This window comes from Azospira inquinata (assembly GCF_018905915.1).
Taxonomy (GTDB): Bacteria; Pseudomonadota; Gammaproteobacteria; order Burkholderiales; family Rhodocyclaceae; genus Azospira; species Azospira inquinata.
In genome coordinates, this window is the sequence record NZ_CP064782.1 from 733,229 (window position 1) to 756,445 (window position 23,217).

The 23,217-nt window shown below is 63.2% G+C and carries 21 protein-coding genes; 14 read left to right on the forward strand and 7 right to left on the reverse strand.

The features are described 5' to 3' along the window. Window positions 1-13 precede the first annotated feature (13 nt). From Azoinq_RS03230 to Azoinq_RS03240, 3 genes are all read left to right on the forward strand, one after another. On the forward strand, window positions 14-445 hold the full coding sequence (locus tag Azoinq_RS03230; RefSeq protein ID WP_216126233.1) for a DNA polymerase III subunit chi: 432 nt from the start codon (window positions 14-16) through the stop codon (window positions 443-445). Then, entirely contained in the window at window positions 446-925 is a 480-nt protein-coding gene (locus tag Azoinq_RS03235; protein WP_216126231.1) for a hypothetical protein, read from the forward strand. An 80-nt stretch (window positions 926-1,005) separates the two neighbouring features. Beyond that, complete coding sequence (locus Azoinq_RS03240; protein ID WP_216126227.1) at window positions 1,006-3,843, forward strand: valine--tRNA ligase; 2,838 nt, start codon at window positions 1,006-1,008, stop codon at window positions 3,841-3,843. 152 nt (window positions 3,844-3,995) lie between these two features. Here the strand turns inward: Azoinq_RS03240 and pabB are convergent, their stop codons facing one another. From pabB to Azoinq_RS03255, 3 genes are all read right to left on the reverse strand, one after another. Continuing rightward, the gene (gene pabB, locus Azoinq_RS03245; protein ID WP_216126216.1) at window positions 3,996-5,846 is read right to left on the reverse strand and encodes an aminodeoxychorismate synthase component I; all 1,851 of its coding nucleotides are present in this window, start codon (window positions 5,844-5,846) and stop codon (window positions 3,996-3,998) included. Continuing rightward, on the reverse strand, window positions 5,843-6,070 hold the full coding sequence (locus Azoinq_RS03250) for a sulfurtransferase TusA family protein (protein WP_216126213.1): 228 nt from the start codon (window positions 6,068-6,070) through the stop codon (window positions 5,843-5,845). The genes pabB and Azoinq_RS03250 overlap by 4 nt, the downstream gene beginning before the upstream one ends. Before the next feature lie 72 nt (window positions 6,071-6,142). Beyond that, window positions 6,143-7,606 carry a M48 family metalloprotease gene (locus Azoinq_RS03255; protein WP_216126187.1) on the reverse strand — a complete coding sequence of 488 codons (1,464 nt, stop codon included), beginning with the start codon at window positions 7,604-7,606 and terminating at the stop codon, window positions 6,143-6,145. A gap of 69 nt (window positions 7,607-7,675) precedes the next feature. Here Azoinq_RS03255 and moaC point away from each other — a divergent pair, with 69 nt between their 5' ends. Beyond that, window positions 7,676-8,164 carry a cyclic pyranopterin monophosphate synthase MoaC gene (gene moaC, locus Azoinq_RS03260; RefSeq protein WP_216126179.1) on the forward strand — a complete coding sequence of 163 codons (489 nt, stop codon included), beginning with the start codon at window positions 7,676-7,678 and terminating at the stop codon, window positions 8,162-8,164. A 264-nt stretch (window positions 8,165-8,428) separates the two neighbouring features. On the opposite strand, the gene Azoinq_RS03265 is transcribed toward moaC, so the two are convergent. Then, window positions 8,429-8,632 (reverse strand): cold-shock protein, encoded by a 204-nt coding sequence (locus Azoinq_RS03265; protein ID WP_203387001.1) that lies wholly within the window; start codon window positions 8,630-8,632, stop codon window positions 8,429-8,431. 289 nt (window positions 8,633-8,921) lie between these two features. Between Azoinq_RS03265 and clpS the strand changes: the two genes are divergently transcribed. The 6 genes from clpS (at window position 8,922) to Azoinq_RS03295 (ending at window position 15,593) form a co-directional block, all read left to right on the forward strand. Beyond that, on the forward strand, window positions 8,922-9,239 hold the full coding sequence (gene clpS / locus Azoinq_RS03270) for an ATP-dependent Clp protease adapter ClpS (RefSeq protein WP_216126176.1): 318 nt from the start codon (window positions 8,922-8,924) through the stop codon (window positions 9,237-9,239). Continuing rightward, complete coding sequence (clpA, locus tag Azoinq_RS03275) at window positions 9,240-11,495, forward strand: ATP-dependent Clp protease ATP-binding subunit ClpA (RefSeq protein ID WP_216126173.1); 2,256 nt, start codon at window positions 9,240-9,242, stop codon at window positions 11,493-11,495. A gap of 108 nt (window positions 11,496-11,603) precedes the next feature. After that, window positions 11,604-12,095 (forward strand): ribonuclease E activity regulator RraA, encoded by a 492-nt coding sequence (gene rraA / locus Azoinq_RS03280; protein ID WP_216126170.1) that lies wholly within the window; start codon window positions 11,604-11,606, stop codon window positions 12,093-12,095. Between the two features lie 254 nt (window positions 12,096-12,349). Continuing rightward, entirely contained in the window at window positions 12,350-13,648 is a 1,299-nt protein-coding gene (gene aceA, locus Azoinq_RS03285; RefSeq protein ID WP_216126167.1) for an isocitrate lyase, read from the forward strand. Window positions 13,649-13,838: 190 nt separating this feature from the next. Continuing rightward, window positions 13,839-15,038, forward strand: a complete 1,200-nt coding sequence (locus tag Azoinq_RS03290; RefSeq protein ID WP_216126164.1) for a cation:proton antiporter domain-containing protein — start codon at window positions 13,839-13,841, stop codon at window positions 15,036-15,038. A gap of 123 nt (window positions 15,039-15,161) precedes the next feature. After that, the gene (locus Azoinq_RS03295) at window positions 15,162-15,593 is read left to right on the forward strand and encodes a CBS domain-containing protein (RefSeq protein WP_216126161.1); all 432 of its coding nucleotides are present in this window, start codon (window positions 15,162-15,164) and stop codon (window positions 15,591-15,593) included. Window positions 15,594-15,647: 54 nt separating this feature from the next. Here Azoinq_RS03295 and Azoinq_RS03300 read toward each other — a convergent pair whose 3' ends face one another. Further along, the gene (locus Azoinq_RS03300; RefSeq protein WP_216126158.1) at window positions 15,648-16,556 is read right to left on the reverse strand and encodes a LysR family transcriptional regulator; all 909 of its coding nucleotides are present in this window, start codon (window positions 16,554-16,556) and stop codon (window positions 15,648-15,650) included. Window positions 16,557-16,693: 137 nt separating this feature from the next. Between Azoinq_RS03300 and Azoinq_RS03305 the strand changes: the two genes are divergently transcribed. From Azoinq_RS03305 to aceB, 3 genes are read left to right on the forward strand one after another with little or no spacing between them, the layout of a single operon-like run. Beyond that, window positions 16,694-17,389 carry a haloacid dehalogenase type II gene (locus Azoinq_RS03305; RefSeq protein ID WP_216126156.1) on the forward strand — a complete coding sequence of 232 codons (696 nt, stop codon included), beginning with the start codon at window positions 16,694-16,696 and terminating at the stop codon, window positions 17,387-17,389. After that, window positions 17,386-18,174, forward strand: coding sequence for a sulfite exporter TauE/SafE family protein (locus tag Azoinq_RS03310; protein ID WP_216126154.1), 789 nt, complete (start codon window positions 17,386-17,388; stop codon window positions 18,172-18,174). The genes Azoinq_RS03305 and Azoinq_RS03310 overlap by 4 nt, the downstream gene beginning before the upstream one ends. A 32-nt stretch (window positions 18,175-18,206) precedes the next feature. Next, window positions 18,207-19,805 (forward strand): malate synthase A, encoded by a 1,599-nt coding sequence (gene aceB, locus Azoinq_RS03315; RefSeq protein ID WP_216126152.1) that lies wholly within the window; start codon window positions 18,207-18,209, stop codon window positions 19,803-19,805. A 97-nt stretch (window positions 19,806-19,902) separates the two neighbouring features. Here aceB and Azoinq_RS03320 read toward each other — a convergent pair whose 3' ends face one another. Together Azoinq_RS03320 and Azoinq_RS03325 are read right to left on the reverse strand one after the other, a co-directional pair. Beyond that, window positions 19,903-20,583: an NAD(P)H-dependent oxidoreductase gene (locus Azoinq_RS03320; RefSeq protein WP_216126150.1), complete on the reverse strand. Its 681-nt coding sequence runs from the start codon at window positions 20,581-20,583 to the stop codon at window positions 19,903-19,905. A gap of 388 nt (window positions 20,584-20,971) precedes the next feature. Continuing rightward, window positions 20,972-22,069 (reverse strand): alkene reductase, encoded by a 1,098-nt coding sequence (locus Azoinq_RS03325; protein ID WP_216126148.1) that lies wholly within the window; start codon window positions 22,067-22,069, stop codon window positions 20,972-20,974. A 137-nt stretch (window positions 22,070-22,206) separates the two neighbouring features. On the opposite strand from Azoinq_RS03325, the gene Azoinq_RS03330 reads away from it, so the two are divergent. Further along, window positions 22,207-23,202 carry a LysR family transcriptional regulator gene (locus tag Azoinq_RS03330; RefSeq protein WP_216126145.1) on the forward strand — a complete coding sequence of 332 codons (996 nt, stop codon included), beginning with the start codon at window positions 22,207-22,209 and terminating at the stop codon, window positions 23,200-23,202. Window positions 23,203-23,217 lie beyond the last annotated feature (15 nt).

The following is a 23,217-nucleotide window of genomic DNA, read 5'->3' on the forward strand; positions in this document are numbered from 1 at the left end:
GCTTCGCCCCCCCATGACCCGGATCGACTTTTACTACGACGTTCCAGACAAGCTGGCCATTGCGGTCAAGCTGGCTCACAAGGCCTATGCCCAACGTCTGCCCCTGCTGCTCTACGCCTCCACGTCGGAGCGGGCCATGCAGGTGGACCGGTTGTTATGGACCCAACCGGCCCTGGGCTTTCTCCCCCATTGCAGGGCTACTTCCCCCCTGGCCAAGGAAACCCCAGCCCTCATCGCCGAAACCCCTGAAGCCGTCGGCAGCGCACCCCACGATGAGCTGCTGATCAATCTGGATGACGACGTGCCGCCGGGCTTTGCCCGCTTTCAGCGGGTCATCGAAATCGTCGGCCGGGACGAAGCCGACAAGGCCCCGGGCCGCCACCGTTATAAGTTCTATAAGGACCGGGGTTACGCCATCCAGCGTTACGACCTGTCCAATAAATAAATGATTCCCAGCGACAACCTGACCTCCCGTGCCGATGCCCTGATGCGCAAGCGGCGCAGTTTTGTGGCCAAAGCCACCCCCCGGAGCACCCCGGCGGAAGTGATCGCCTTCGCCCCTCCGGCGGAAGCCGTCCCCCAGGCCATCCCCACGCCGGAAGCTGCTGCCCCCGCTCCCGAGGACGATCTCCCGGTCCTGACCGAGGTGGTGGACCCGGCCCTGGTCTCCCCGGAAGTGCCCGAACCTCCGGACCCGGAAGCCATCCGGGCCAATCTGGAAGTCCTCCTCAGAGGGGAACTGGCCCAAGCCCTGGAAGCCCGTCTCTTGGAAGAAATCCCCGCCCTGGTGGCCAGCTTCCAGGCAGATATGGGCGGCCTGCTGGAACAGCGCCTCACCGCGGTGGCCGCAGCCACCGTCCAGGACTTCCTCACCCGCCATCAGCCCGACCCGGCCGATCCAGCCCCCCTCCCAGACCCGTCCTGACGGGCGGCCCGGAAAGACCGGTGCCGTTCCGGTATAATTAGCGGCTTTTCCAGCACTTTCCCCCCTTTTTCAGATCCCCTATGGAACTCGCCAAAAGTTTCGAACCGGCGGCTATCGAACGCCACTGGTACCCCCTCTGGGAAGAGCGCAATTACTTTGCCGCCGGCCTGGACACCTCCAACCCCAACGCCTTCTGCATTTTGCTGCCGCCACCCAATGTGACCGGCACCCTGCACATGGGGCACGGCTTCAACCAGACCCTGATGGACGCCCTCACCCGCTACCATCGCATGAAGGGGGATAACACCCTATGGCAGCCGGGGACGGACCACGCGGGCATCGCCACCCAGATCGTGGTGGAACGCCAGTTGGACAAGGAAGGCATTTCCCGCCACGACCTGGGCCGGGAAAAATTCCTGGAACGGGTCTGGCAGTGGAAAGAATATTCCGGCGGCTCCATCACCAAGCAGATGCGCCGCCTGGGCACCAGCCCGGACTGGAAGCGGGAACGCTTCACCATGGACGCGGGCCTGAACAAAATCGTCACCGAGACCTTTGTCCGCCTCTACAAGGAAGGCCTGATCTACCGGGGCAAGCGTCTGGTCAATTGGGACCCCAAGCTGCATACCGCCGTATCTGACCTGGAAGTGGTGTCGGAAGAGGAAGACGGTTTCCTCTGGCACATCCGCTATCCCCTGGCGGACGGCAGCGGTAGCCTGACCGTGGCCACCACCCGGCCGGAAACCATGCTGGGCGACACCGCCGTCATGGTGCACCCGGAGGATGAGCGCTATCAGCACCTGATCGGCAAAACCATCAAGCTGCCCCTCACCGACCGGGAAATTCCCATCATTGCCGACGCCTATGTGGACATGGCTTTCGGTACGGGTTGCGTCAAGGTTACCCCGGCCCACGACTTCAACGACTACGCGGTGGGTCAGCGGCATCACCTGCCCATGATCTCCGTCCTCACCCTGGACGGGCATATCAACGACCAGGTGCCGGAGAAATACCAGGGCCTGGACCGTTTCGAGGCCCGCAAGGTGATCGTGGCTGACCTGGAAGCCATGGGCATCCTGGAAAAGGTGGAAAAGCACAAACTCAAGGTGCCCCGGGGCGACCGGACCGGGGTAGTCATCGAGCCCATGCTCACGGACCAGTGGTTTGTAGCCATGTCCAAGCCCGGTGCCAACGGTGCCTCCATCACCCAACAGGCCCTGGATGTGGTGGCCTCCGGAGAAATCAAGTTCTACCCGGAAAACTGGGTGAACACGTACAACCAGTGGCTCAACAACATCCAGGACTGGTGTATTTCCCGCCAGCTCTGGTGGGGCCACCAGATTCCCGCCTGGTACGGGGAAAACGGGGAAGTGTTCGTCGCCCATAACGAGGCGGAGGCCCAGGCCCAGGCAGATAAGCTGGGTTACGCCGGCCCCCTGATGCGGGACCCGGATGTGTTGGACACCTGGTTCAGCTCCGCCCTGTGGCCCTTCTCCACCCTGGACTGGACCCCGGACTACCCGGCCCAATCCAATCCGGCCCTGGATCTGTATCTGCCCTCCTCCGTGCTGGTCACGGGCTTCGACATTATTTTCTTCTGGGTGGCGCGCATGGTCATGATGACCAAGCACATCACCGGCAAAATCCCCTTCAAGCACGTCTATGTGCACGGCCTAATCCGGGACAGCGAAGGCCAGAAGATGTCCAAGTCCAAGGGTAACGTGCTGGACCCCATCGATCTGATCGACGGTATCGGCATCGAAGATCTGGTGAAAAAGCGCACCTTCGGCCTGATGAACCCCAAGCAGGCGGCCCAGATCGAGAAAAAGACCCGCAAGGAATTCCCGGAAGGTATTCCCTCCTTCGGCACCGACGCCCTGCGCTTTACCTTCGCCTCCCTGGCCAGCCCGGGACGGGACATCAAGTTCGACCTGAACCGCTGCGAAGGCTACCGGAATTTCTGCAACAAGCTGTGGAATGCCACCCGCTTTGTGCTGATGAACGTGGAAGGCCAGGACCTGGCCCTGGAACACCAGCAGACTGGTCCGGGTTGCAGCGGCGGCGCCGGCTCGGAAAAACTGGATTTCTCCTTCGCCGACCGCTGGATCGTCAGCCAACTGCAACGCCTGGAACAGGATCTGGCCCAGTATTTCACCGATTACCGCTTCGATCTGGCCGCCCAGGCCCTCTACCGCTACGTCTGGGATGAGTTCTGCGACTGGTATCTGGAAATTGCCAAGGTCCAGATCAATGGCGGCAGCGACGCCCAGGCCCGGGCTACCCGGCGCACCCTGGTGCGGGTGCTGGAGGTGATCCTACGCCTGGCCCACCCCTTCATTCCCTTTATCACGGAAGAGCTGTGGCAGGCCGTGGCTCCCATCGCCGGCAAGAAGGACCAGGAATCGGTCATGCTCTGCGCCTATCCCCAGGCCAATCCGGACAAGCTGGACCCGGACAGCGAAGCCCGGGTGGCCCAGCTCAAGGAACTGGTGGGCGCCTGCCGTAACCTGCGGGGGGAAATGAACCTGTCCCCGGCCCAGAAGGTACCCCTCATCGCCGCAGGGGACGCCGCCGCCCTGGAATGCTTCGCTCCCTATCTGGCTGCCCTGGCCAAGCTCTCCGAGGTGCAGATCGTCAGCGACATGCCCAAGGACGCCCTGGCCCCCGTGGCGGTGGCCGGAGAAATCCGCCTCATGCTCAAGATTGAAATTGACGTGGCGGCGGAAAAGGACCGCTTGAGCAAGGAAATCGCCAAGCTCCAAGGGGAAATCGCCAAGGCCAAGGCCAAGCTGGACAACGCCAGCTTCGTCGCCCGGGCTCCCTCCGCCGTGGTGGAACAGGAAAAGAAACGGCTCGCCGACTTCTCCGCCACCCTGGAAAAGCTCCAGCCCCAGTTGGACAAGCTAGCCCAGGCCTAAGCCCAACGCCTCACGGGGGGCGGCCTGATCGCCCCCAAGCCCGCCCTTCCCCCAGGGGAACGGCGGGTTTTTTTCGGTCCTTATTCGCACCATCGGCCCCGTACGGATGGCTCATCAGAGGGAGCCTATTCCCGTCCCCAAGCCACACCAGGCTAGGCTTCCGGCAGTTCCCCGGCCAGGGTCACCGGCACCAGGCCCCGCAGGCTGTTGCCCATCCACAGGGCTTCGGCCTGCTGCACATCGGACCAATACAGCACCCGTTCCCGCACCGCCCCGGTGTCCAGCAGATGGCGGCGCAACACCCCGGGCAACAGGCCCGAGGCCAGGGCGGGGGTCCAGCACTGGCCGTCCAGCTGGAGGAACAGATTGCTCCTGGCCCCTTCGCAAACCTCGCCCCGCTCATTGAGGAACAGGGCGTCAAAGCCCCCCGCCCGGGCGGTCACCCGAGCCAGGGTCTGGTCATACCGGCCCCGTACCGTGGTTTTATGGGCCAGGAGATAGTTGCCGCTATCCAACACCTCCCGGGCCAGATACAGCCGCTGTTCTCCATGCAAGGGGGTCAGGGGCTGAATGAGGTGGGTCAGGCGCCCCCCATGATCCAGGCTCAACCGGAGGCGATAACGGCCCTGGGGATGGTCCGCCGCCAGACGATCCAAGAGGGCATCGAAAGCCCCTGGGTCAAAGGCAAACCCCAGACTGCGGGCAGAAGCTTCCAGGCGCTGCCGGTGGTAATCCCGGTAGGGCAAAGCCCCGTCATGGAGCCCCAGGGTTTCCAGCAGGGCAAAGCCTGGATCGTGGTCCGTAAGAAAGCGGGCCTTGAGCAGGCACTCCCGGTATTCCCGGTCTGGCGCCGCGTCCAGGGTGATACCGCTGCCCACCCCCAGACTGCCCGTCCCCCCTTCGTTCCAGAGTAGGCTGCGGATCGCCACATTGAGGCAAAAGCGCCCGTCCGGGGCCTGCCAGCCCAGGCTGCCCGTATAAAGGCCCCGGGGGCGCCCCTCCAGTTCACCGATGATTTCCATGGCCCGTAGCTTGGGTGCCCCCGTAATGGAACCGCAGGGAAACAGGGCAGGCAGCAGCCGATCCCAGCTTTGTGCCGCCCCCCGGGCCTGAATGGTGGAGGTCATCTGAAACAGGGTGGGATAGGCCTCCACGGTAAAGAGTTCGGGCACCGTCACGCCTCCCGGGGGGGCCAGACGCCCCAGGTCGTTACGGAGCAAATCCACGATCATGAGGTTTTCCGCCCGCTCCTTGGGGGAAGCCCGCAGGTCGGCGGCCAGGGCCTGATCCTCCGCCGCCGTAGCGCCCCGGGGAGCGGTGCCCTTCATGGGCCGGGCGGTCAGCAGCCCACCCTCCCCCGCCACGAATAATTCGGGGGATAGGGACAGGCAGGTCATTTCCGGCATGGCCACCAGGGCGCCCAGGGGGCCGGGCTGACGCCGACGCAGCGCGGCGTAGAACAGCAGGGGGTCCCCGTAGCAGCGGAAATGGAGGGGGATGGTGAAATTGACCTGGTAGCAGTCCCCCGCCCGGATATAGGCGTGGATGGCCTGAATGGCCCGGGTGTAGGCAGCTTCATCCAGCGCCGGGCTCAGGGCGCCGACCCCCGGGTAGCACCGGGCTTCGGGCAGACTGGCCCGATGGCATTCCAGGGCTTGGGCAAACTCCGCCTCGTCCAGCCGCCGGGGCTCGGGAAAGGCCCAGAGATGCCCCAGCCCCCCATCCTCCGGACCGGGCAGCTTGGCGGCCCGGGGCTCCAGGGCCGTCCCCAGTTCGTAATCCAGGGCCAGATACAGCCAAGCGCCCCCGGCCCGGGCCTCTTCGGCCTGGGACAGGCTGCTACGCCAGTTGTCCCGGGTCAGGCGCCAATGGTGGGAGGGCTGGCTGAAGAGGCGTAACCCATCCTGGGTTTCACTGAGAATGAAACCGTTGGCGGGAAAGGGAGAAGGAGGAACGGCGGGGCGGCCCCCCAAGCCGGAAGCGGTCTCCCGGCGGGGACTCATTTACGCCGGAAGTAGAATTCAAAGACCTGATCGGTCTCCGTGGAAGACAGCAAGTCATTGCCCGTTTGCCGGGCAAAAGCTTGAAAATCCTTCACCGAGCCCGGATCGGTAGCCTGGACCCGGAGGATTTGGCCGGTTTCCATAGTAGCCAGGGCTTTCTTGGTACGCAAAATGGGCAGGGGGCAGTTCAGGCCCTTAACGTCTAATTCCCGGTCGAAGGTCATTTTAATTCAGCAAGTGGAACGGTTGGGAGGCCATTTTAACCCTGGCACCAGCCTCCCACCCAGGGTCCGGGGCTAACGATCCTTCATTTCATCCTGCTGGCGCCGACGCAGTTCCCGCAGCCGGGCATCCACCATGGACAGCTCATAGAAATTGCCGTCCCCGGCCTGCTGGGCCAGTTGCAATTGCTCAATGGCCTGAGCCGTCTGGCCCAGCAGGGCGTAATACTCGGCCTGGGCCCGATGCTGCTGCAAATGACGGCCCATGGCCGAATAGGTCTTGGCTTCCAGGCCGTAGAGCCGGTAATCCTGGGGCCGGTACTGGCGCTGGTTATCCAGGAACGCAATCAGGGTGCTGTACTGGCCCTCGGCGTAAAGGGCATCCCCGTAGGCGTAAATCAGGGCCGGATTGCCCGGATAGGTTTTCATGGCACTACGCAGCAAGGCTGCCGCCCCCGCCGGGTCACCCTGGGCGGACCGCAGACTGGCCGCCAGATTATCCACCAGGGGAGAAACAGCTTTCAGGCGGTGCAACAGCTGCACTTCCTTCTCCGCCCCGGCAAAATCCCGGGCCCGCAGCTGGGCCTGGGCCAGGCCGTAATGGGTGGCCGCCTCGCTGGAAAACTTCTTTTCCTTAAGCAGGCTGGAGAAATCTGCCACCGCATCCGCCGGAGTCCCCTGCTGGGCCCGGAGTTTGGCCCGTATCAGTTGAAAATCCAGGCTGTCCGGCACCTGCTTGTAGTGGGCGTTCTGGGCCCGGTTTTCCATATCCGCGATCCGCTCCGTAGTCAGAGGGTGGGTGCGCAGATAGGCAGGGGCATTGTTTTCATAGACCCGGGTGGCCTTGGCCAGACGGCTGAAAAATTCCCCCATGGCCCGGGGATCAAAACCCGCTTTTTGCAGGGTCTGGAAGCCGATACGGTCCGCTTCCCGTTCGTAATCCCGGGAATAGGCCAGCTGGGATTGGACCGCTGCCGCCTGGGTGGCCGCCATGGCCCCCCCGGCCACCTGGGGATTGTTACGGGCCGCCAGGAGGGCCAGACCCATGGCCACCATGGCCGCAATGGATTGCTGTTTGGAGGTGGTAATGCCCCGGGCCAGGTGGTGCTGGGTCACGTGGGACAGTTCGTGGGCCAATACCCCAGCCAGTTCCGACTCACTCTGGGCCGCCAGCAAAAGGCCCGTATTCACCCCCACATAGCCCCCGTAGGTGGCAAAGGCGTTGATGGTGGGGTCTTTCATGGCAAAAAAGATGAAGCCGTAGCCCGGGTCCGGGCAGGCCGCCGCCAGCCGCCCCCCCACCTGATTCAGGTAGGTGGTCACTTCCGGATCGTCGAGAAAGCTGGGGTCCTGGCGGATCTCATTCATCACCTTCTGGCCGATCTGCTTTTCCATGGCCGGACTCAGCTCGTTTTGGGAAACATCCCCCAAATCCGGCAAATCATCCGCATGAAGCAACGCCGGATAGGCCAACAACAGGGAGAGGGCCAGGGCGGAAAGGCGAGACAAACGGGAAGCACGGGACAGGGAAAGGAACATGGCCAGAAAGCCCGAAATGAGGAAAGCAAGGTACTATGATACTCGAAGCCATTTCCCCTGATCCTGACCATGCCTGACGCCTCTCCCCTCACCCATTTCGACAACCAAGGACAAGCCCACATGGTGGATGTGGGCGACAAGCCGGAGACCCATCGCCGGGCCGTGGCGGAGGGCCGGATCACCATGGCCCCAGCCACCCTGGACCTGATTCTTGCTGGCAGTGCCAAAAAGGGCGACGTGCTGGGGGTTGCCCGCATCGCCGCCATTCAGGCCACCAAGCGCACGGGTGAACTGATTCCCCTGTGTCACCCCATTCCCCTCACCCGGGTTGCCGTGGAACTGATCCCCGAGCCGGAACAACAGGCGGTCCGCTGCATCGCCACCACGGAATGCTACAGCCGCACCGGGGTAGAAATGGAAGCCCTCACCGCCGTCAGCGTGGGCCTGCTCACCATCTACGATATGTGCAAGGCTGCCGACCGGGGTATGTGCATCGACGGCATCCGCCTGCTGCGGAAAGAAGGGGGAAAGTCGGGGATTTGGACGGCGGAAGCCTAGGGGCAGGATTCCCTGCGTCGCAGAAACGGGCGGAATTTCCGGGGAGCCACGGACACCAGGATAGCCTCTCGGTCCCCCTGACCAGCCCCCCAACCTCACAGAACAACGGCAGGTTCGGTACACTGGCGGCTAATAGCGGGAAGCGGCAGGCTAGAAAAAGCCCTTGGATGCGCGGTTTCGCTTACACACGCCCCCCATTCTCCATCCCACCCAAAGAAAAAAGCCCGCCAAAACTGGCGGGCTTTTCTGGGATCCAGCGAACGATTAGGCGCGTTGGATATTGGAAGCTTGCTTGCCCTTGGGGCCTTGGGTCACGTCGAAGCTGACCTTTTCGCCTTCCTTCAGGGTCTTGAAACCATTCATGGTGATGGCGGAGAAGTGGGCGAACAAATCTTCACTGCCGTCGTCCGGAGTGATGAAACCAAAACCTTTGGCGTCGTTAAACCATTTAACCGTACCAGTTGCCATAGTGCTACTTTCCTTCATGAATATAGGTGAAACCGGGAACTACTTTGCGTTGACTCCCCGACTGTCATGTTTGGATTTCAAGGAACGGCATGCAGTCGAGGTTGTTACCACGGCAAAACCAGTACGGCTTGAAGCCAAACACTTTGGGCTTTTTACGCTAAGTTATTTAGAGACGTCAAGCTTTTTTGCAGTTTGCAAGGAAAATTATTTCGGCATAAACCAGAAATGCCTATTTTTTAGGCACTTTGGGCGTATTGCACATTACTGAAACCCTATTAGAATGGACCACATGGGCACCCTACAGGAAAACAGTCAGGACGGCGTTTTGCTTGAGAAGGAGAGATCCAAGTTAAAGCCGCCGCCCCTCTTTAAGGTACTGTTGTTGAATGACGATTTCACCCCGATGGATTTCGTTATTGTGGTCCTGCAGAAGTTTTTTGCCATGAACCGAGAACAAGCGACGCGAATCATGCTCAAAGTTCACAAGGAGGGTCGAGGTCTCTGCGGCGTCTACCCCCGAGATATTGCCGCCAGCAAAGTGGAGCAAGTCGTTGCATTTGCGCGCCAGAACCAGCATCCCCTGGCGTGCGTCATGGAGGAAAACTAAATGATTGCGCAGGAACTGGAAGTCAGCTTGCACATGGCCTTTGTGGAAGCGCGACAAAAACGCCACGAATTCATTACGGTGGAGCATCTGCTGCTGGCTTTGCTGGACAACCCGTCCGCCGCAGAAGCTCTACGCGCCTGCGCCGCCAGTCTGGAGCAATTGCGCCGGGATCTGGGCAATTTCATCACCGAGCACACCCCCACCGTGGCCGGTGAGGAAGACATCGACACCCAGCCCACCCTGGGCTTCCAAAGGGTTATCCAGCGGGCCATCCTCCACGTCCAATCGTCGGGCAAGAAGGAAGTCACCGGGGCCAATGTGCTGGTGGCCATTTTTGGGGAAAAGGATTCCCACGCGGTCTATTTCCTGCAAAAGCAGGGGGTAACTCGGCTGGATATCGTGAATTTCATCGCCCACGGCATCAGCAAAGCGCCCCAGGCCGCCAAGGCGGAAGCGGAGCAGGAAACGGAAGGGGAAGCCCGGAGCGAAAGCGGCCCCCTGGAGAACTACACCATCAACCTGAACGCCCTGGCCCTGCAAGGCAAGATCGATCCCCTGATCGGCCGGGACAAGGAACTGGAACGGGTAATCCAAACCCTGTGCCGGCGCCGCAAGAACAATCCCCTCCTGGTGGGGGAAGCGGGGGTGGGCAAAACCGCCATCGCGGAAGGCCTGGCCCGGCGGGTGGTGGAAGGCAATGTGCCGGACATTCTGTCTCAGGCCAATGTCTACGCCCTGGACATGGGCGCCCTGCTGGCTGGCACCAAGTACCGGGGGGATTTCGAGCAACGCCTGAAGGGGGTGTTGAAGCAGTTGCAGGAAAACCCCAACGCCATTCTCTTCATTGACGAAATCCATACCCTGATCGGCGCGGGTGCTGCTTCCGGGGGCACCCTGGATGCGTCCAACCTGCTTAAACCGGCCCTGTCCGGCGGCCAGTTGAAGTGCATTGGCGCCACCACCTACACGGAATACCGGGGCATTTTCGAGAAGGACCACGCCCTCTCCCGGCGCTTCCAAAAGATCGACGTGAATGAGCCTTCCCAGGCGGAAACGGTGGAAATCCTCAAGGGATTGAAGACCCGCTTCGAGTCCCACCACGGGGTCAAGTATTCCTCCGCCGCCATTCACTCCGCCGTGGAGCTGTCGGCCCGCTTCATCACCGACCGGCACCTGCCGGACAAGGCCATCGACGTCATCGACGAGGCAGGGGCAGCTCAACGCATCCTGCCCAAGTCCCGGCAGAAAAAGCTCATCGGCAAGCCGGAAATCGAAGAAATCGTGGCCAAGATCGCCCGTATTCCCTCCACCCACGTGTCCAATGATGACCGGACCGTACTGAAGAATCTGGAGCGGGATCTGAAAGCCACCGTTTTTGGCCAGGATCAGGCCATCGACGCCCTGGCCAAGGCCATCAAAATGGCCCGCTCCGGCCTGGGCAATCCGGGCAAGCCCATCGGCGCCTTCCTCTTTTCCGGCCCCACCGGGGTAGGCAAGACGGAGGTGGCCAAGCAGCTGGCCTATTGCATGGGCATCGACCTGGTGCGTTTCGATATGTCCGAATACATGGAGCGCCACGCCGTCTCCCGCCTGATCGGAGCGCCTCCCGGGTATGTGGGTTTTGACCAGGGCGGCCTGCTCACGGAAGCGGTGACCAAGAAGCCCTATTGCGTCCTGCTCCTGGACGAAATTGAAAAGGCCCATCCGGACATCTACAACATTCTGTTGCAGGTCATGGACCACGGCACCCTGACGGACAACAACGGGCGTAAGGCGGATTTCCGCAATGTGGTGATTATCATGACCACCAACGCGGGAGCCGCCGATTTGCAAAAGCCGGTGATGGGCTTTACCAACGCCAAGGAAACCGGGGACGAACTGGTGGAAATCAAGCGCCTCTTCAGCCCCGAATTCCGCAACCGGCTGGACGGGGTAATTTCCTTCCGGCCCCTGGACCACGACATCATCCTGCGGGTGGTGGACAAGTTCCTCATGCAGCTGGAGGAACAGCTCCACGAAAAGAAGGTGGAAGCCATCTTTACCGACGCCCTGAAGGACATGCTGGCGGAGCGGGGCTTTGATCCCCTCATGGGGGCCCGGCCCATGGCCCGCCTCATCCAGGACACCATCCGGTCAGCCCTGGCGGACGAGCTCCTATTCGGGCGGCTGCTCCACGGGGGTAAGGTAACGGTGGATGTGGATGAAAAGGATCAGGTGAAGCTGGCCTTCGCGGAAGAAGCGGAAACCGTGGCCTGACCCCGTTTTCCATCCGCTGTTACAACAAAAGCCATGCCCCCGGGCATGGCTTTTTTGTATGCTGTGTCTCCAACCGGCAACTAGGACCGGCTTTTCACGGAGACCATCATGACCTTCACCACCCCGGATTTATGCGACGCCCACGAGTCTGCCATCGGCAAGACCCTGCGGGTGGTCACCCCCATGTTTAAGCGCTACGGCGCCCGTCCCCGTTTTGTGGGGCGCATCGTCACCCTCAAGGTGTTCGAGGACAATTCCCTGGTACGGGAAGCCCTGAATCAGCCTGGGGAAGGCAAGGTACTGGTGGTGGATGGGGGCGGCTCCCTGCGCTGCGCCCTGCTCGGCGACCAGCTGGCGTTTCTTGCCAACGACAAGGGCTGGGAAGGCATTGTGGTCTATGGCTGCATTCGGGATTCGGCGGAAATCGCCCGCATCGACCTGGGCGTCCGGGCCCTGGACACCCATCCCCAGAAGAGCATTAAGAAAGGCGTGGGGGAGAATAACGTGCCCGTCACCTTCGGCGGCGTAACATTCCATTCGGATGAATGGCTTTACGCTGATGAAGATGGCATTCTGGTTTCCGCCACGCCCCTGCTGTAGGGCCTGGGGAAGCGGCGAGGCGGCGCCGGAATACCGCCCTGCACCGGCCCCGGTCATTTCACGCCGGCAAACGCCGTTTCGCAATATGAAAATGCAATTTTAATATGATGATTTAAATAGAAAAAATAATGTCTTCTGTCTTATATAAGACATGATTCCCCAGCTCCTTTTGTCGCTATACTTTTTTCCCATCGACGGACCGTTGTAGAGGGAAGTCGAAACCATCCCCCACGACATTTAGAGAGGAACCAAAGATGACCACTCGCGAACAACAGATCGCTGCGCTGGAAAAAGACTGGGCCGAGAATCCCCGTTGGAAGGGTATCAAGCGGGGTTACACCGCTGCCGACGTGGTGCGTTTGCGCGGTTCCCTGGTTCCTGAAAGCACCTTTGCCCGGGCTGGCGCGGAAAAGCTCTGGGAACTGCTGCACACGGAAGACTACATCAACTGCCTGGGCGCCCTCACCGGCGGTCAGGCCATGCAGCAGGTCAAGGCGGGCATTAAGGCCATCTACCTGTCCGGCTGGCAAGTGGCCGCTGACAACAACTCCTACATGGCCATGTACCCGGACCAATCCCTGTATCCGGTGAATTCCGTGCCCACCGTGGTGGAACGGATCAACAGCGCCTTCCAACGGGCCGACCAGATCCAGTGGTCCAAGGGCATCCAGCCCGGCGACAAGGGTCATGTGGATTACTTCGCCCCCATCGTGGCCGACGCGGAAGCCGGCTTCGGCGGCGTGCTGAACGCCTATGAACTGATGAAGTCCATGATCCGGGCGGGCGCTGCCGGGGTGCACTGGGAAGACCAACTGGCCTCCGTGAAGAAGTGCGGCCACATGGGGGGCAAGGTGCTGGTGCCCACCGCCGAAGCCATCCAGAAGCTGATCGCCGCCCGTCTGGCCGCCGACGTCATGGGGGTCCCCACCCTGGTGATCGCCCGGACCGACGCGGAAGCCGCCGATCTGCTCACCTCCGACGTGGATGCCAACGACCTGCCCTTCTGCACCGGCGAACGGACCGCGGAAGGCTTCTACCGGACCAAGAAGGGCCTGGATCAGGCCATCTCCCGGGCCGTGGCCTACGCCGAATACGCGGACCTGGTGTGGTGTGAAACCGGCACCCCGGATCTGGAATTCGCCCGCAAATTCGCGGAAGCGGTCCATGCCAAGCACCCGGGCAAAATGCTGGCCTACAACTGCTCCCCGTCCTTCAACTGGAAGAAGAACCTGGACGACGCCACCATCGCCAAGTTCCAGCGGGAACTGGGCGCCATGGGCTACAAGTACCAGTTCATCACTTTGGCCGGCATCCACTCCATGTGGTACAACATGTTCGATCTGGCCCAGGACTACGCCCAGCGCGGCATGTCCGCCTACGTGGAAAAGGTGCAGGAGCCCGAATTCGCCGCCCGGGACCGGGGCTACACCTTCGTTTCCCACCAACAGGAAGTGGGCACCGGCTACTTCGACGACGTGACCACGGTGATCCAAGGGGGCGTCTCCTCCGTGACCGCCCTGACCGGTTCCACGGAAGAAGAGCAGTTCCACTAAAGAACGGTTTGCATCATCCCTTCTCCCTCCATTCAGGGAAAGCCGGTACCGGTGGTACCGGCTTTTTTTTGCCCGCTCAACGGGGCCCTTCCCAGAGAACGCCGTCCCCAGCCCGCCTGATACAAGCCAGTACAAAGCCCTCGGAATGCCTGTGGTATCTTGAAAAGACACACTCATATCGAGGAGCCCCATGCACGTCGAGACTCCCCTCATCTCCACCATCGTCGCCGGTCTGGTTCTGGCCTTTGCCTTCGGCAGCCTGGCTCTGCGCCTGCGCTTACCACCCCTGATCGGCTATCTGGTAGCCGGTATCCTGGTGGGCCCCTTCACCCCCGGCTATGTGGCGGACCAGTCCCTGGCCCAGGAATTGTCCGAAATCGGGGTCATTCTCCTGATGTTCGGGGTGGGCCTGCATTTTTCCCTGAAGCACCTGCTCTCCGTCTGGACCATCGCCGTACCCGGCGCCCTGGCCCAGATCGCCCTGGCCACCCTGATGGGGGCGGGCCTGGCCTACGGCTGGGGCTGGAAGCCCGGTGCCGGGCTGGTCTTCGGCCTGGCCCTGTCCGTGGCCAGCACCGTGGTACTGCTCAAGGCGCTCCAGGAACGGGACCAGGTGGACAGCCAGGATGGCCGCATCGCCGTGGGCTGGCTCATTGTGGAAGACCTGGCCATGGTCCTGACCCTGGTGCTGCTCCCCGCCCTGGCCGGTTTTCTCGGCGGCAAGGAAAGCGCCCAGGGCAGCACCAGCCTGGGGCTCACCCTGCTCCTCACCCTGGGCAAAGTCGCCGCCTTCGTGGCCGTCATGCTCCTCATCGGCCGCCGCTTCATCCCCTGGATGCTGGAACGGGTGGTGTGGACCGGCAGCCGGGAGCTGTTCCGCCTGGGGGTGCTGGCCACCGCCCTGGGGGTGGCCTACGGGGCCTCCCAACTGTTCGGGGTGTCCTTTGCCCTGGGAGCTTTTTTCGCTGGTATGGTGCTGGCTGAATCCGAATTCAGCCAGCGGGCAGCGGAGGAATCCCTGCCCCTGCGGGACGCCTTTGCCGTGCTATTTTTTGTCTCCGTGGGCATGCTCTTCGATCCCCGGATTCTCCTGGAAGCGCCCCTGGCCGTGCTGGCCACCTGCTTCATTATCCTGGTGGGCAAATCCCTGGCCGCCTGGGCCATCGTCCGCCTGGGACGCCGCTCCCAGGCCACGGCCCTGACCATTTCCGCCAGTCTGGCCCAGATCGGGGAATTCTCCTTCATCCTGGCCAGCCTGGGCCTGAGCCTGGAACTGTTGCCGGAGCGGGGTTACACCCTGATCCTGGCGGCGGCCATTCTTTCCATCATGGCCAATCCCCTGGCCTTCCGTCTGGCGGACCGGTTCGGGGGCAACGCCAAGGCAACCTGAGGCCCCCAGGTTTACCCCACGCCTATACTGAAAGTCGTATGATAGACGGGATCGTCTCCCCCGCTGCCGGGGCTAGGCGATACGCCCAGCAGAATATTTCCAGTATAGGAAAGGAGACAAACCATGCCGCAGCGCCTTGTTCGTGATGTGATCTCCAACCGCCCGCCCGTCAGCGTCAGTCCCCAAACCACCGTCCGTAAAGCCGCCCAGACCATGACCCTGACCGGGGTAGGCGCGGTGCTGGTGATGGAACGGGGAAAAATCCAGGGTATTTTCACGGAGCGGGATGCTCTCAACCGGGTGCTGGCCGTGGGCCTGGACCCGGACACCACCCCGGTGGATGGGGTCATGACCGCCCATCCCCGCTGTATGGAAGCGGACCGGCCTTTGAGCTACGCCATGGAAGTCATGCATGACAGCGGTTTCCGCCACATGCCCGTGACCGCCGACGGGGAAGCCGTCGGGGTCATTTCCATGCGGGACGCCCTGGGGGTGGAATTGATCCACCTGGAACAGAACGTGAATGATCTGGAGCACATCGCCCAGTCCCTCTGAGCTTTCCCTGCCCGTTCCCCCATCCCCGCCCCGTCTCCCGGGGCGGTTTCGTTTTCAGGCCTGCCGTTCCCAGTATTCCGGATTGCCGTAGGTGTTTTTCAGGTGGTCCATAAAAAGCCGCACCCGCAAGGGCAGATGGCGACGCTGGGGAAAAACGGCGTAAATGCCCACGGGGGGCGCCGCCAGCTCATCCAGCACGGGCACCAGGCGCCCCGCCGCCAAATCCCGCCCCACCTCCCACATGGAGCGCCAGGAAAGGCCCATCCCGGCCAGGGACCATTCGTGGAGCACGGCCCCGTCATTGCATTCCAGGCGCCCGCTCACCTTGATCATCACCGTTTCCCCGGGCCGCTCCGGATCGCTGAAGGTCCAGCCCCGCTGGGGCCCCAGGGACAGGCATTCATGGCGGGCCAGCTCCTCCAGGGTCCGGGGCGTTCCGGTCCGGGCCAGATAGGCGGGGGCGGCCACCACCACCCGGCGCATTTCCCCCAGTTTCAGGCTCACCAGGCTGGAATCAGACAATTCCCCGATGCGCACGGCGCAGTCGATGCCCTCGTTCACCAGGTCTACCAGCCGGTCTGACAGGTCCAGATTTACCGTCACCTCCGGATTGCTTTCCAGGAATTCCCCCACCAGGGGGGCCACATGGCGCCGCCCGAAACCGGCGGGGGCGGACACCTTGAGGTGGCCCGCCGCCTTCACCCCTCCCAGGCTCACGGAAGCCTCCGCATTGGCCAGATCGTTGAGAATACGGCTGCAATCTTCAAGAAAGGCCGTGCCCTCAAAGGTAAGGGAAAGCTTGCGGGTGGTGCGGATCAGCAGGCGCACCCCCAGGCGGGCCTCCAGGGCATCCAGGCGGCGGCCGATAATGGCCGGGGTGACCCCTTCCCGGGCGGCGGCGGCGGAAAGACTGCCCTGGGTCGCCACATCCACAAAGGCGGAAATCTGCTTGAAGGTATCCATGGGCTATTTATACAAAAAGTAAAAAATCATTACCGATTTATGGGGCTTATCTTTTACCTCGGGCAACAATACACTGTTTTCCAACCGAGGCAAGGCTATGCCCCTCGCCTTTTTTCCCTCCCCTCCGGTGGAAAACCATGGCCCTGCAACGCCCCATTACCGCCATCGCTTTCGACGCCTACGGCACCCTGTTCGACGTGTATTCCGTGGGCGCTCTGGCGGAGCAGCTCTTCCCTGGCAAGGGGGAGGCCCTGGCCCGGCTGTGGCGGGAACGGCAGATCGACTACAGTCGCATCCGCAGTATGAGTGGCCGCTACAAGCCCTTCTGGGCCATCACCCAGGATGCCCTGCACTTCGCCGCCGCCAGCCTGGGGCTGGACCTGGGGGCGGACAAGGGGGCCCGGCTCATGCACCAGTATTCCTGCCTCTCCGCCTTTCCGGAAAATCTGGGGGCCCTGAAAGCCTTGAAAGCCCTGGGCCTGCCCCTGGCCATTCTTTCCAACGGCAGCCCGGAAATGCTGGAAATCGCCGTCAAAAGCGCGGGCATGGCCGGGCTCTTTGACCACCTTCTCTCCGCCGACACGGTGGGTCAGTACAAGACCGCCCCTGCCGTGTACCAGCTGGGGCCCGACGCCTTCCGCTGCCCGGCCCGGGACATTCTCTTTGTTTCCGCCAATGCCTGGGATGCCTGTGGGGCCACCTGGTTTGGCTACACCAGCTTCTGGGTGAACCGGGCAGGCCAGCCCCTGGAAGCCCTGGACGTGGAACCCACGGCCCGGGGCCGCCGCCTCACCGATCTGGTGACCTGGCTGCAAGGGGAGGAAACGGCATGATGGGCAGCCAATGGCTCCTGGTGGGCGGGGGCGCCTTTTTGGCCGGGGGCATGAACGCCCTGGCCGGAGGCGGCACCTTCTTCTCCTTTCCGGCCCTACTGGCCGCCGGGGTGCCCCCGGTGATGGCCAATGCCACCAACACGGTGGGCCTATGCCCGGCCAGTCTGGCCGGCGCCTGGGCCTATCGCCGGGAAGCTTGGCGCCATGGCTCCTGGGCCCTGGTTCTGGCCCTGTTCTCCCTGGTGGGCGGGCTGGCGGGGGGACTGCTGCTTCTGGCCACGGGGGACGCGGCTTTTTCCCGGCTGATTCCCTGGCTGCTCCTCATCGCCACCGAGCTATTCGCCTTCAGCCGCCCCATCGCCCATCTGGTGGCCCGGGGCAAGCAACGGTTTCTGGGCGCCGTCCAAGGGGATCGGCGCCCCGGCAGTCCCGGGGGCGCTCTCCTGCAACTGGCGGTGGCCGTGTATGGGGGCTTCTTTGGCGCCGGGATGGGCATCCTGACCCTGGCGGCCCTGTCCATCCAGGGCTTTGAGGACATGCAGGAACTCAATGCCCTGAAAAACCTGACTTCTGGCCTGAATTACGCCGTTTCTGCCCTGACCTTCATCATCGCCGGGGCGGTCAGCTGGCCCCATGCCCTGCTCATGCTGGTCACCGGTCTGGCCGGGGGCTACGGCGGCGCCCGCCTAGCCCGGCGCATCCCGGGCCCCTGGCTTAAAGCCCTGGTGGTCGGCCTGGGCACCCTGCTGACCCTGATTTATTTTCGTAAGACCTACTTTCTTTAGTCACCGTACCCACTTTTCAACAAGGAGCCACCATGAGTCTGAATCTTCCCGCCGGCGTGGCCATTACCGGCCCCCTCCTGCCCCGTTTCGACCAAATCCTTACCCGGGAGGCCCTGGAACTGGTGGCCAAGCTGCACCGGGCCTTTGAACCCCGGCGCCAGGAGCTGCTGAAGGCCCGGGCCGCCCGCCAGGCCCGCATGGACGCGGGGGAAATGCCCGACTTTCTGCCGGAAACCAAGCACATCCGGGAAGGGGACTGGAAAGTGGCCCCCGTGCCCCCCGCCCTCCACTGCCGTCGGGTGGAAATCACCGGGCCGGTGGAACGGAAGATGATCATCAACGCCTTCAATTCCGGCGCCGATTCCTACATGACGGACTTTGAGGATTCCAACAGCCCCAACTGGTACAACCAGATCCAGGGCCAGGTGAATCTGTTCGACGCCATTCGCCGCAACATCAGCTTCACCAACGAGGCAGGCAAGGAATACCGGCTCAACGACAAAATCGCCACCCTGCAAATCCGTCCCCGGGGCTGGCACCTGGACGAAAAGCACGTGACCGTGGATGGCCAGCGGGTTTCCGGCGGCATTTTCGACTTTGCCCTGGTGTTCTTCCACAACGCCAAGGAACAGCTGGCCCGGGGTGCCGGTCCCTACTACTACCTGCCCAAGATGGAATCCCATCTGGAAGCCCGGCTGTGGAACGACATTTTCGTCATGGCCCAGGACCACATCGGCCTGCCCCAGGGCACCATCAAGGCCACCGTGCTGGTGGAAACCATCCTGGCCACCTTTGAGATGGAAGAAATCCTCTATGAGCTGCGGGAACACTCCGCCGGGTTGAACGCCGGGCGCTGGGACTACATTTTCTCCTGCATCAAGAAATTCAAGAAGAACAAGGACTTCTGCCTGGCCAACCGGGGCGCCATCACCATGGAAGTGCCCTTCATGCGCAGCTACGCCCTGGCCCTGGTCCAGGCCTGTCACAAGCGGGGCGCCCCGGCCATGGGAGGCATGAGCGCCCTGATCCCCATCAAGGGCGATCCGGAAGCCAACGAAAAGGCCCTGGGCGGCATTCGCCGGGACAAGGCCCGGGACGCCAAGGACGGCTACGATGGCGGCTGGGTGGCCCACCCGGGTCTGGTGCCCATCGCCATGGAAGAGTTCGTCAAGGTGCTGGGGGACAAGCCCAACCAGTTCGCCAAGCAGGTGGAAGGCAGCTTCGGGCCCAAGGACTGGCTCAACTTCCAGCCCGAACAGCCCATTACGGAAACCGGCCTGCGCAACAACATTAACGTGGGCATCCACTACCTGGGCTCCTGGCTGGCTGGCAACGGCTGCGTGCCCATCCACAACCTGATGGAAGATGCGGCCACCGCCGAAATCTCCCGCTCCCAAGTGTGGCAGTGGGTGGTGAGCCCCAAGGGCGTCCTGGACGACGGCCGCAAGGTGACCGCCGACATGGTGCGGGCCATGATCCCGGAAGAACTGGCCAAGGTGAAAGCCACGGTGACCGCCCAGGGGGAAAAGACCGAGACCTACGACCAGGCCGCCGGGATTTTCGAAACCATGAGCTTGAGCGAAGACTTCCCCGAGTTCCTCACCCTGCCCCTCTACGAGGCCATGGAATAACAAAGCGTCACCCCAACCCCAAGGAAGCAAAAGCCCCGGCCAAGGCCGGGGCTTTTTTTATGGGCGGCGGTCCCAAGGGCTGACCGCCCGGTCCGCTTTAGTCGAAGCGCCGCACCAGCTCGGCCATGGACTGGCGGCGCTTTTCCGGCTGGGGATTTTGCCGGTAGCCGAAGGCCACCATGAGGGCGGGGCGGAAGTGGGCCGGGTCCATGGCGCACTGGTCGGCCAGAACGGCGGTGACGCCTTCCGGATCGAAACCTTCGATGGGGCAGGAGTCGATGCCCAGCAGGGCGGCCACGGTCATCATATTGGCCAGGGGGATGTAGCACTGCTTGGCGGCCCAGTCCCAGATGGCCCGGTCGCTTTCCAGGAGCTTGAATTCCTGGGTCTGGAAATTGCCCAGCACGGCCCGGCGCTTGTCCGCCACCTCCGGGGGCAACTGGTCCACCGCCGCCAGATGGTGAGCGATGTAGGGGCTGTCATAGCGCATGTCCAGGCCGGTGCGGGCCAGAAGGATGACGAAGTGGCTGGCGTTATCCAGCTTGGTCTGGGCGCCCCAGGCCGGCCCCCAAAGCTTCTGCCGCAGGGCCGGATTCTGGATCACCAGGAATTGCCAGGGTTCCATGCCGAAGGAGCTGGGGGACAGGCGGGCCGCTTCCAGGAGGACCTGGAACTGGTCCTCCGGAATTTTCCGGGCCGGGTCAAACACCTTGCAGGCGTGGCGAAAGCGGAAGGCCTCCAGAATGGCTTCCGGGGCGAGGGTCAGGGGCGCGTTCATGGGGCAATCTCCTAAGAAAAGATGGGGTTGAAAAATATGAGGAAAAAACTGGGCGCCCAGGGGCATGGATAGGCGATCTAGCCTTTGGCCCCCGGCCCATGGGCTGAGGGAGCCGGGTTCCAGGGGAATGGGTTAAAGATTGGCTTAATCCGCCACTCTATGACCCCATAACCCTCTCAGGCTGATCCCTAGGGGCTAACAGGGGTAGGGCAGAGAAGAAGGCCGCCCTGCCTGGCTCTCCCGCCATTTTTTGGGAAGGGGGCGGCACCAATGTTGGTGGGCCACCGCCCCCCGCCTCACCTTCCAACCAGCCGGGTCCTGCTGGAAATGGGCGGCAGACGGGCAGCGGAAGCTAGCGGGCATCCAGCTCCCCCCTTCCGGCCCCGAATCAGGCTGGGAAATACCCCGGATAGCTGGTGTAGCCCTGTTCTCCGCCGCCAAACAGGGTGGCCGGGTCCGGCTGGGCCAGGGGCAGGTTTTCCTCCAGGCGCCGGGGCAGGTCCGGGTTGGCGATGAAGGGGCGGCCAAAGGCCACCAGATCCGCGTATCCGGCACCCAGCACGGCCTCCGCCCGGGCCCGGTCGTAGCGGCCAGCCACCACAATGGCGCCGTGGAAGGCCTGACGCAGGTCCTGGCGGAAGGAATCGGGCACCGTGGGGGCATCGTCCCAATCCGCCTCGGAGAGGTGGAGATAGGCCAGTTTCAAGGCATCCAGCTCACCGGCGGCATAAAGAATGGTGGGAATGATGTCCGGGCAATTCATGTTGCGGGCGGTGATGTAGGGGGCCAGCCGCACCCCGGTGCGGGAGGGGCCCACGGCCTCCGCCACGGCCCGGGTCACTTCCAGGAGAAAACGGGCCCGGTTTTCCCGACTGCCGCCGTAATCGTCCTGGCGCCGATTGGAGGTGGTGCGCAGAAACTGGTCGATGAGATAGCCGTTGGCACCGTGGATTTCTACCCCGTCAAAGCCCGCTTCCAGGGCATTCAGGGCCGCCCGCCGGTAGTCCAGGACAATGCCCTGGATTTCCTCCTGGCGCAGCTCCCGGGGCACGGGGCAATCCAGGAGGTGGCCCTGGCCGTCCCCCCCCGCCACCCACACCTGGGCGTCCGGCGCCAGGGCGGTGGGGGCCACGGGCAGGGCCCCGGCGTGGAAGACGGAGTGGGACATGCGCCCCACGTGCCAGAGCTGGGCGAAAATCCGCCCCCCGGCCCGATGCACCTGATCCGTCACCCCCTGCCAGCCTTCCACCTGGGCGGCGGTGTACAGGCCCGGGGTCCAGGAATAGCCCTGGCCCTGGCGGGAAATCTGGGTGGCCTCGCTGACGATCAGCCCGGCCCCGGCCCGCTGGGCGTAGTACTCCCCCATCAGCCGGTTGGGGATGTCCCCGGGCTGGCTGGTGCGGCAGCGGGTCATGGGGGCCATGACGATGCGGCTGGGCAGCTCCAGGGCGCCAAGGCGGAAGGGGGAAAACAGCAGTTCGCTCATGGAATTCTCCTCGCCGCGCCCGTCCGGGGCGGCTACCGTGGGAAAGCAATCGGGAACCATTATGGCCCCGGGCACCCCAGAGAAAAAGCGCCGTTTCGGCATATAATTTTCAACATTTCATTGATAATGAGCCGACCATGGACCGCCTCACCGATCTGGCCCTCTACGTGGCCGTGGTGGATACGGGCAGCATGAGCGCCGCCGCCCGGCGCCTGGAAACCACCCCGGCCCAGGTGAGCAAACGGCTTCAGCTCCTGGAAGCCAGCCTGGGCGCCCGTCTCCTCCACCGCACCACCCGGCGCCTCACCCCCACCACGGAGGGGGAACGGTTTCTCGAGCGCTGCCGCAACATCCTGGAAGAGGTGCGGGAAGCGGAGGCGGAAATCCGGGCCGAACAAAGCCAGCCCGCCGGGATCATCAAACTCACCGCCTCCGCCTCTTTCGGCCGCCGCCACATCGCCCCCGCCCTGCCCCAGTTCCTGGCCCGCTACCCGGCGGTGCAAATCCACCTGCTGCTCACGGACGCGGTGGTGGATCTGGTGGAAGAAGGGCTGGATCTGGCCATCCGCATCGGCGCCGCCCCGGACAGTCGGCTGGTGGCCTTTCCCCTGGCGGTAAATCGCCGGGTGCTCTGCGCCAGCCCGGCCTATCTGGCCACCCATGGCCGCCCCCAGACCCCGGAAGACCTGGCCGGGCACAACTGCCTGCTCCTGGACCGGCCCGGCATTCGGGAACAGAGCTGGCGCCTCCAGGGCCCCACCCAGCTGCACCGGGTCAAGGTGCGGGGCAATCTGGTGGTGAACAACGGGGAAGTGATCGGCGCCGCCGCCGAGGCGGGTCTGGGCATTGCCATCAAATCCACCTGGGACATCGGGGAAGCCCTGGGAGCCGGGCGCCTGGAGCGGGTCCTGCCCGACTACCGGCTGCCGGAAGCGGATCTGGTGGCCCTCACCCCCCACCGCCGTCACCTGCAACGCAAGGTACGCCTGCTCATCGACCACCTGAAACAGCACTTTGGCCCGGAACCCTATTGGGATCGGGAGACGACAACCGGGGAAGGAAGGGGCCCCGCTGCCCCCCAACCGGCAGCGGAAGACGGGGCAAGGGAAAACGGGGGACAAACGGCGGACTAAGCCGGAGGCACGCGC

Excerpts from the sequence above, each read along its gene's own strand:
- Azoinq_RS03235 (WP_216126231.1), top strand. The coding sequence starts at position 446 with ATGATTCCCAGCGACAACCTGACCTCCCGTGCCGATGCCCTGATGCGC.
- Azoinq_RS03230 (WP_216126233.1), top strand. The coding sequence starts at position 14 with ATGACCCGGATCGACTTTTACTACGACGTTCCAGACAAGCTGGCCATT.
- clpS (WP_216126176.1), top strand. The coding sequence starts at position 8,922 with ATGGGCACCCTACAGGAAAACAGTCAGGACGGCGTTTTGCTTGAGAAG.
- aceA (WP_216126167.1), top strand. The coding sequence starts at position 12,350 with ATGACCACTCGCGAACAACAGATCGCTGCGCTGGAAAAAGACTGGGCC.
- aceB (WP_216126152.1), top strand. The coding sequence starts at position 18,207 with ATGAGTCTGAATCTTCCCGCCGGCGTGGCCATTACCGGCCCCCTCCTG.
- Azoinq_RS03310 (WP_216126154.1), top strand. The coding sequence starts at position 17,386 with ATGATGGGCAGCCAATGGCTCCTGGTGGGCGGGGGCGCCTTTTTGGCC.
- clpA (WP_216126173.1), top strand. The coding sequence starts at position 9,240 with ATGATTGCGCAGGAACTGGAAGTCAGCTTGCACATGGCCTTTGTGGAA.
- Azoinq_RS03320 (WP_216126150.1), bottom strand. The coding sequence starts at position 20,583 with ATGAACGCGCCCCTGACCCTCGCCCCGGAAGCCATTCTGGAGGCCTTC.
- Azoinq_RS03240 (WP_216126227.1), top strand. The coding sequence starts at position 1,006 with ATGGAACTCGCCAAAAGTTTCGAACCGGCGGCTATCGAACGCCACTGG.
- Azoinq_RS03255 (WP_216126187.1), bottom strand. The coding sequence starts at position 7,606 with ATGTTCCTTTCCCTGTCCCGTGCTTCCCGTTTGTCTCGCCTTTCCGCC.
- moaC (WP_216126179.1), top strand. The coding sequence starts at position 7,676 with ATGCCTGACGCCTCTCCCCTCACCCATTTCGACAACCAAGGACAAGCC.
- Azoinq_RS03265 (WP_203387001.1), bottom strand. The coding sequence starts at position 8,632 with ATGGCAACTGGTACGGTTAAATGGTTTAACGACGCCAAAGGTTTTGGT.
- Azoinq_RS03330 (WP_216126145.1), top strand. The coding sequence starts at position 22,207 with ATGGACCGCCTCACCGATCTGGCCCTCTACGTGGCCGTGGTGGATACG.
- Azoinq_RS03250 (WP_216126213.1), bottom strand. The coding sequence starts at position 6,070 with ATGACCTTCGACCGGGAATTAGACGTTAAGGGCCTGAACTGCCCCCTG.
- pabB (WP_216126216.1), bottom strand. The coding sequence starts at position 5,846 with ATGAGTCCCCGCCGGGAGACCGCTTCCGGCTTGGGGGGCCGCCCCGCC.
- rraA (WP_216126170.1), top strand. The coding sequence starts at position 11,604 with ATGACCTTCACCACCCCGGATTTATGCGACGCCCACGAGTCTGCCATC.
- Azoinq_RS03300 (WP_216126158.1), bottom strand. The coding sequence starts at position 16,556 with ATGGATACCTTCAAGCAGATTTCCGCCTTTGTGGATGTGGCGACCCAG.
- Azoinq_RS03325 (WP_216126148.1), bottom strand. The coding sequence starts at position 22,069 with ATGAGCGAACTGCTGTTTTCCCCCTTCCGCCTTGGCGCCCTGGAGCTG.
- Azoinq_RS03305 (WP_216126156.1), top strand. The coding sequence starts at position 16,694 with ATGGCCCTGCAACGCCCCATTACCGCCATCGCTTTCGACGCCTACGGC.
- Azoinq_RS03290 (WP_216126164.1), top strand. The coding sequence starts at position 13,839 with ATGCACGTCGAGACTCCCCTCATCTCCACCATCGTCGCCGGTCTGGTT.
- Azoinq_RS03295 (WP_216126161.1), top strand. The coding sequence starts at position 15,162 with ATGCCGCAGCGCCTTGTTCGTGATGTGATCTCCAACCGCCCGCCCGTC.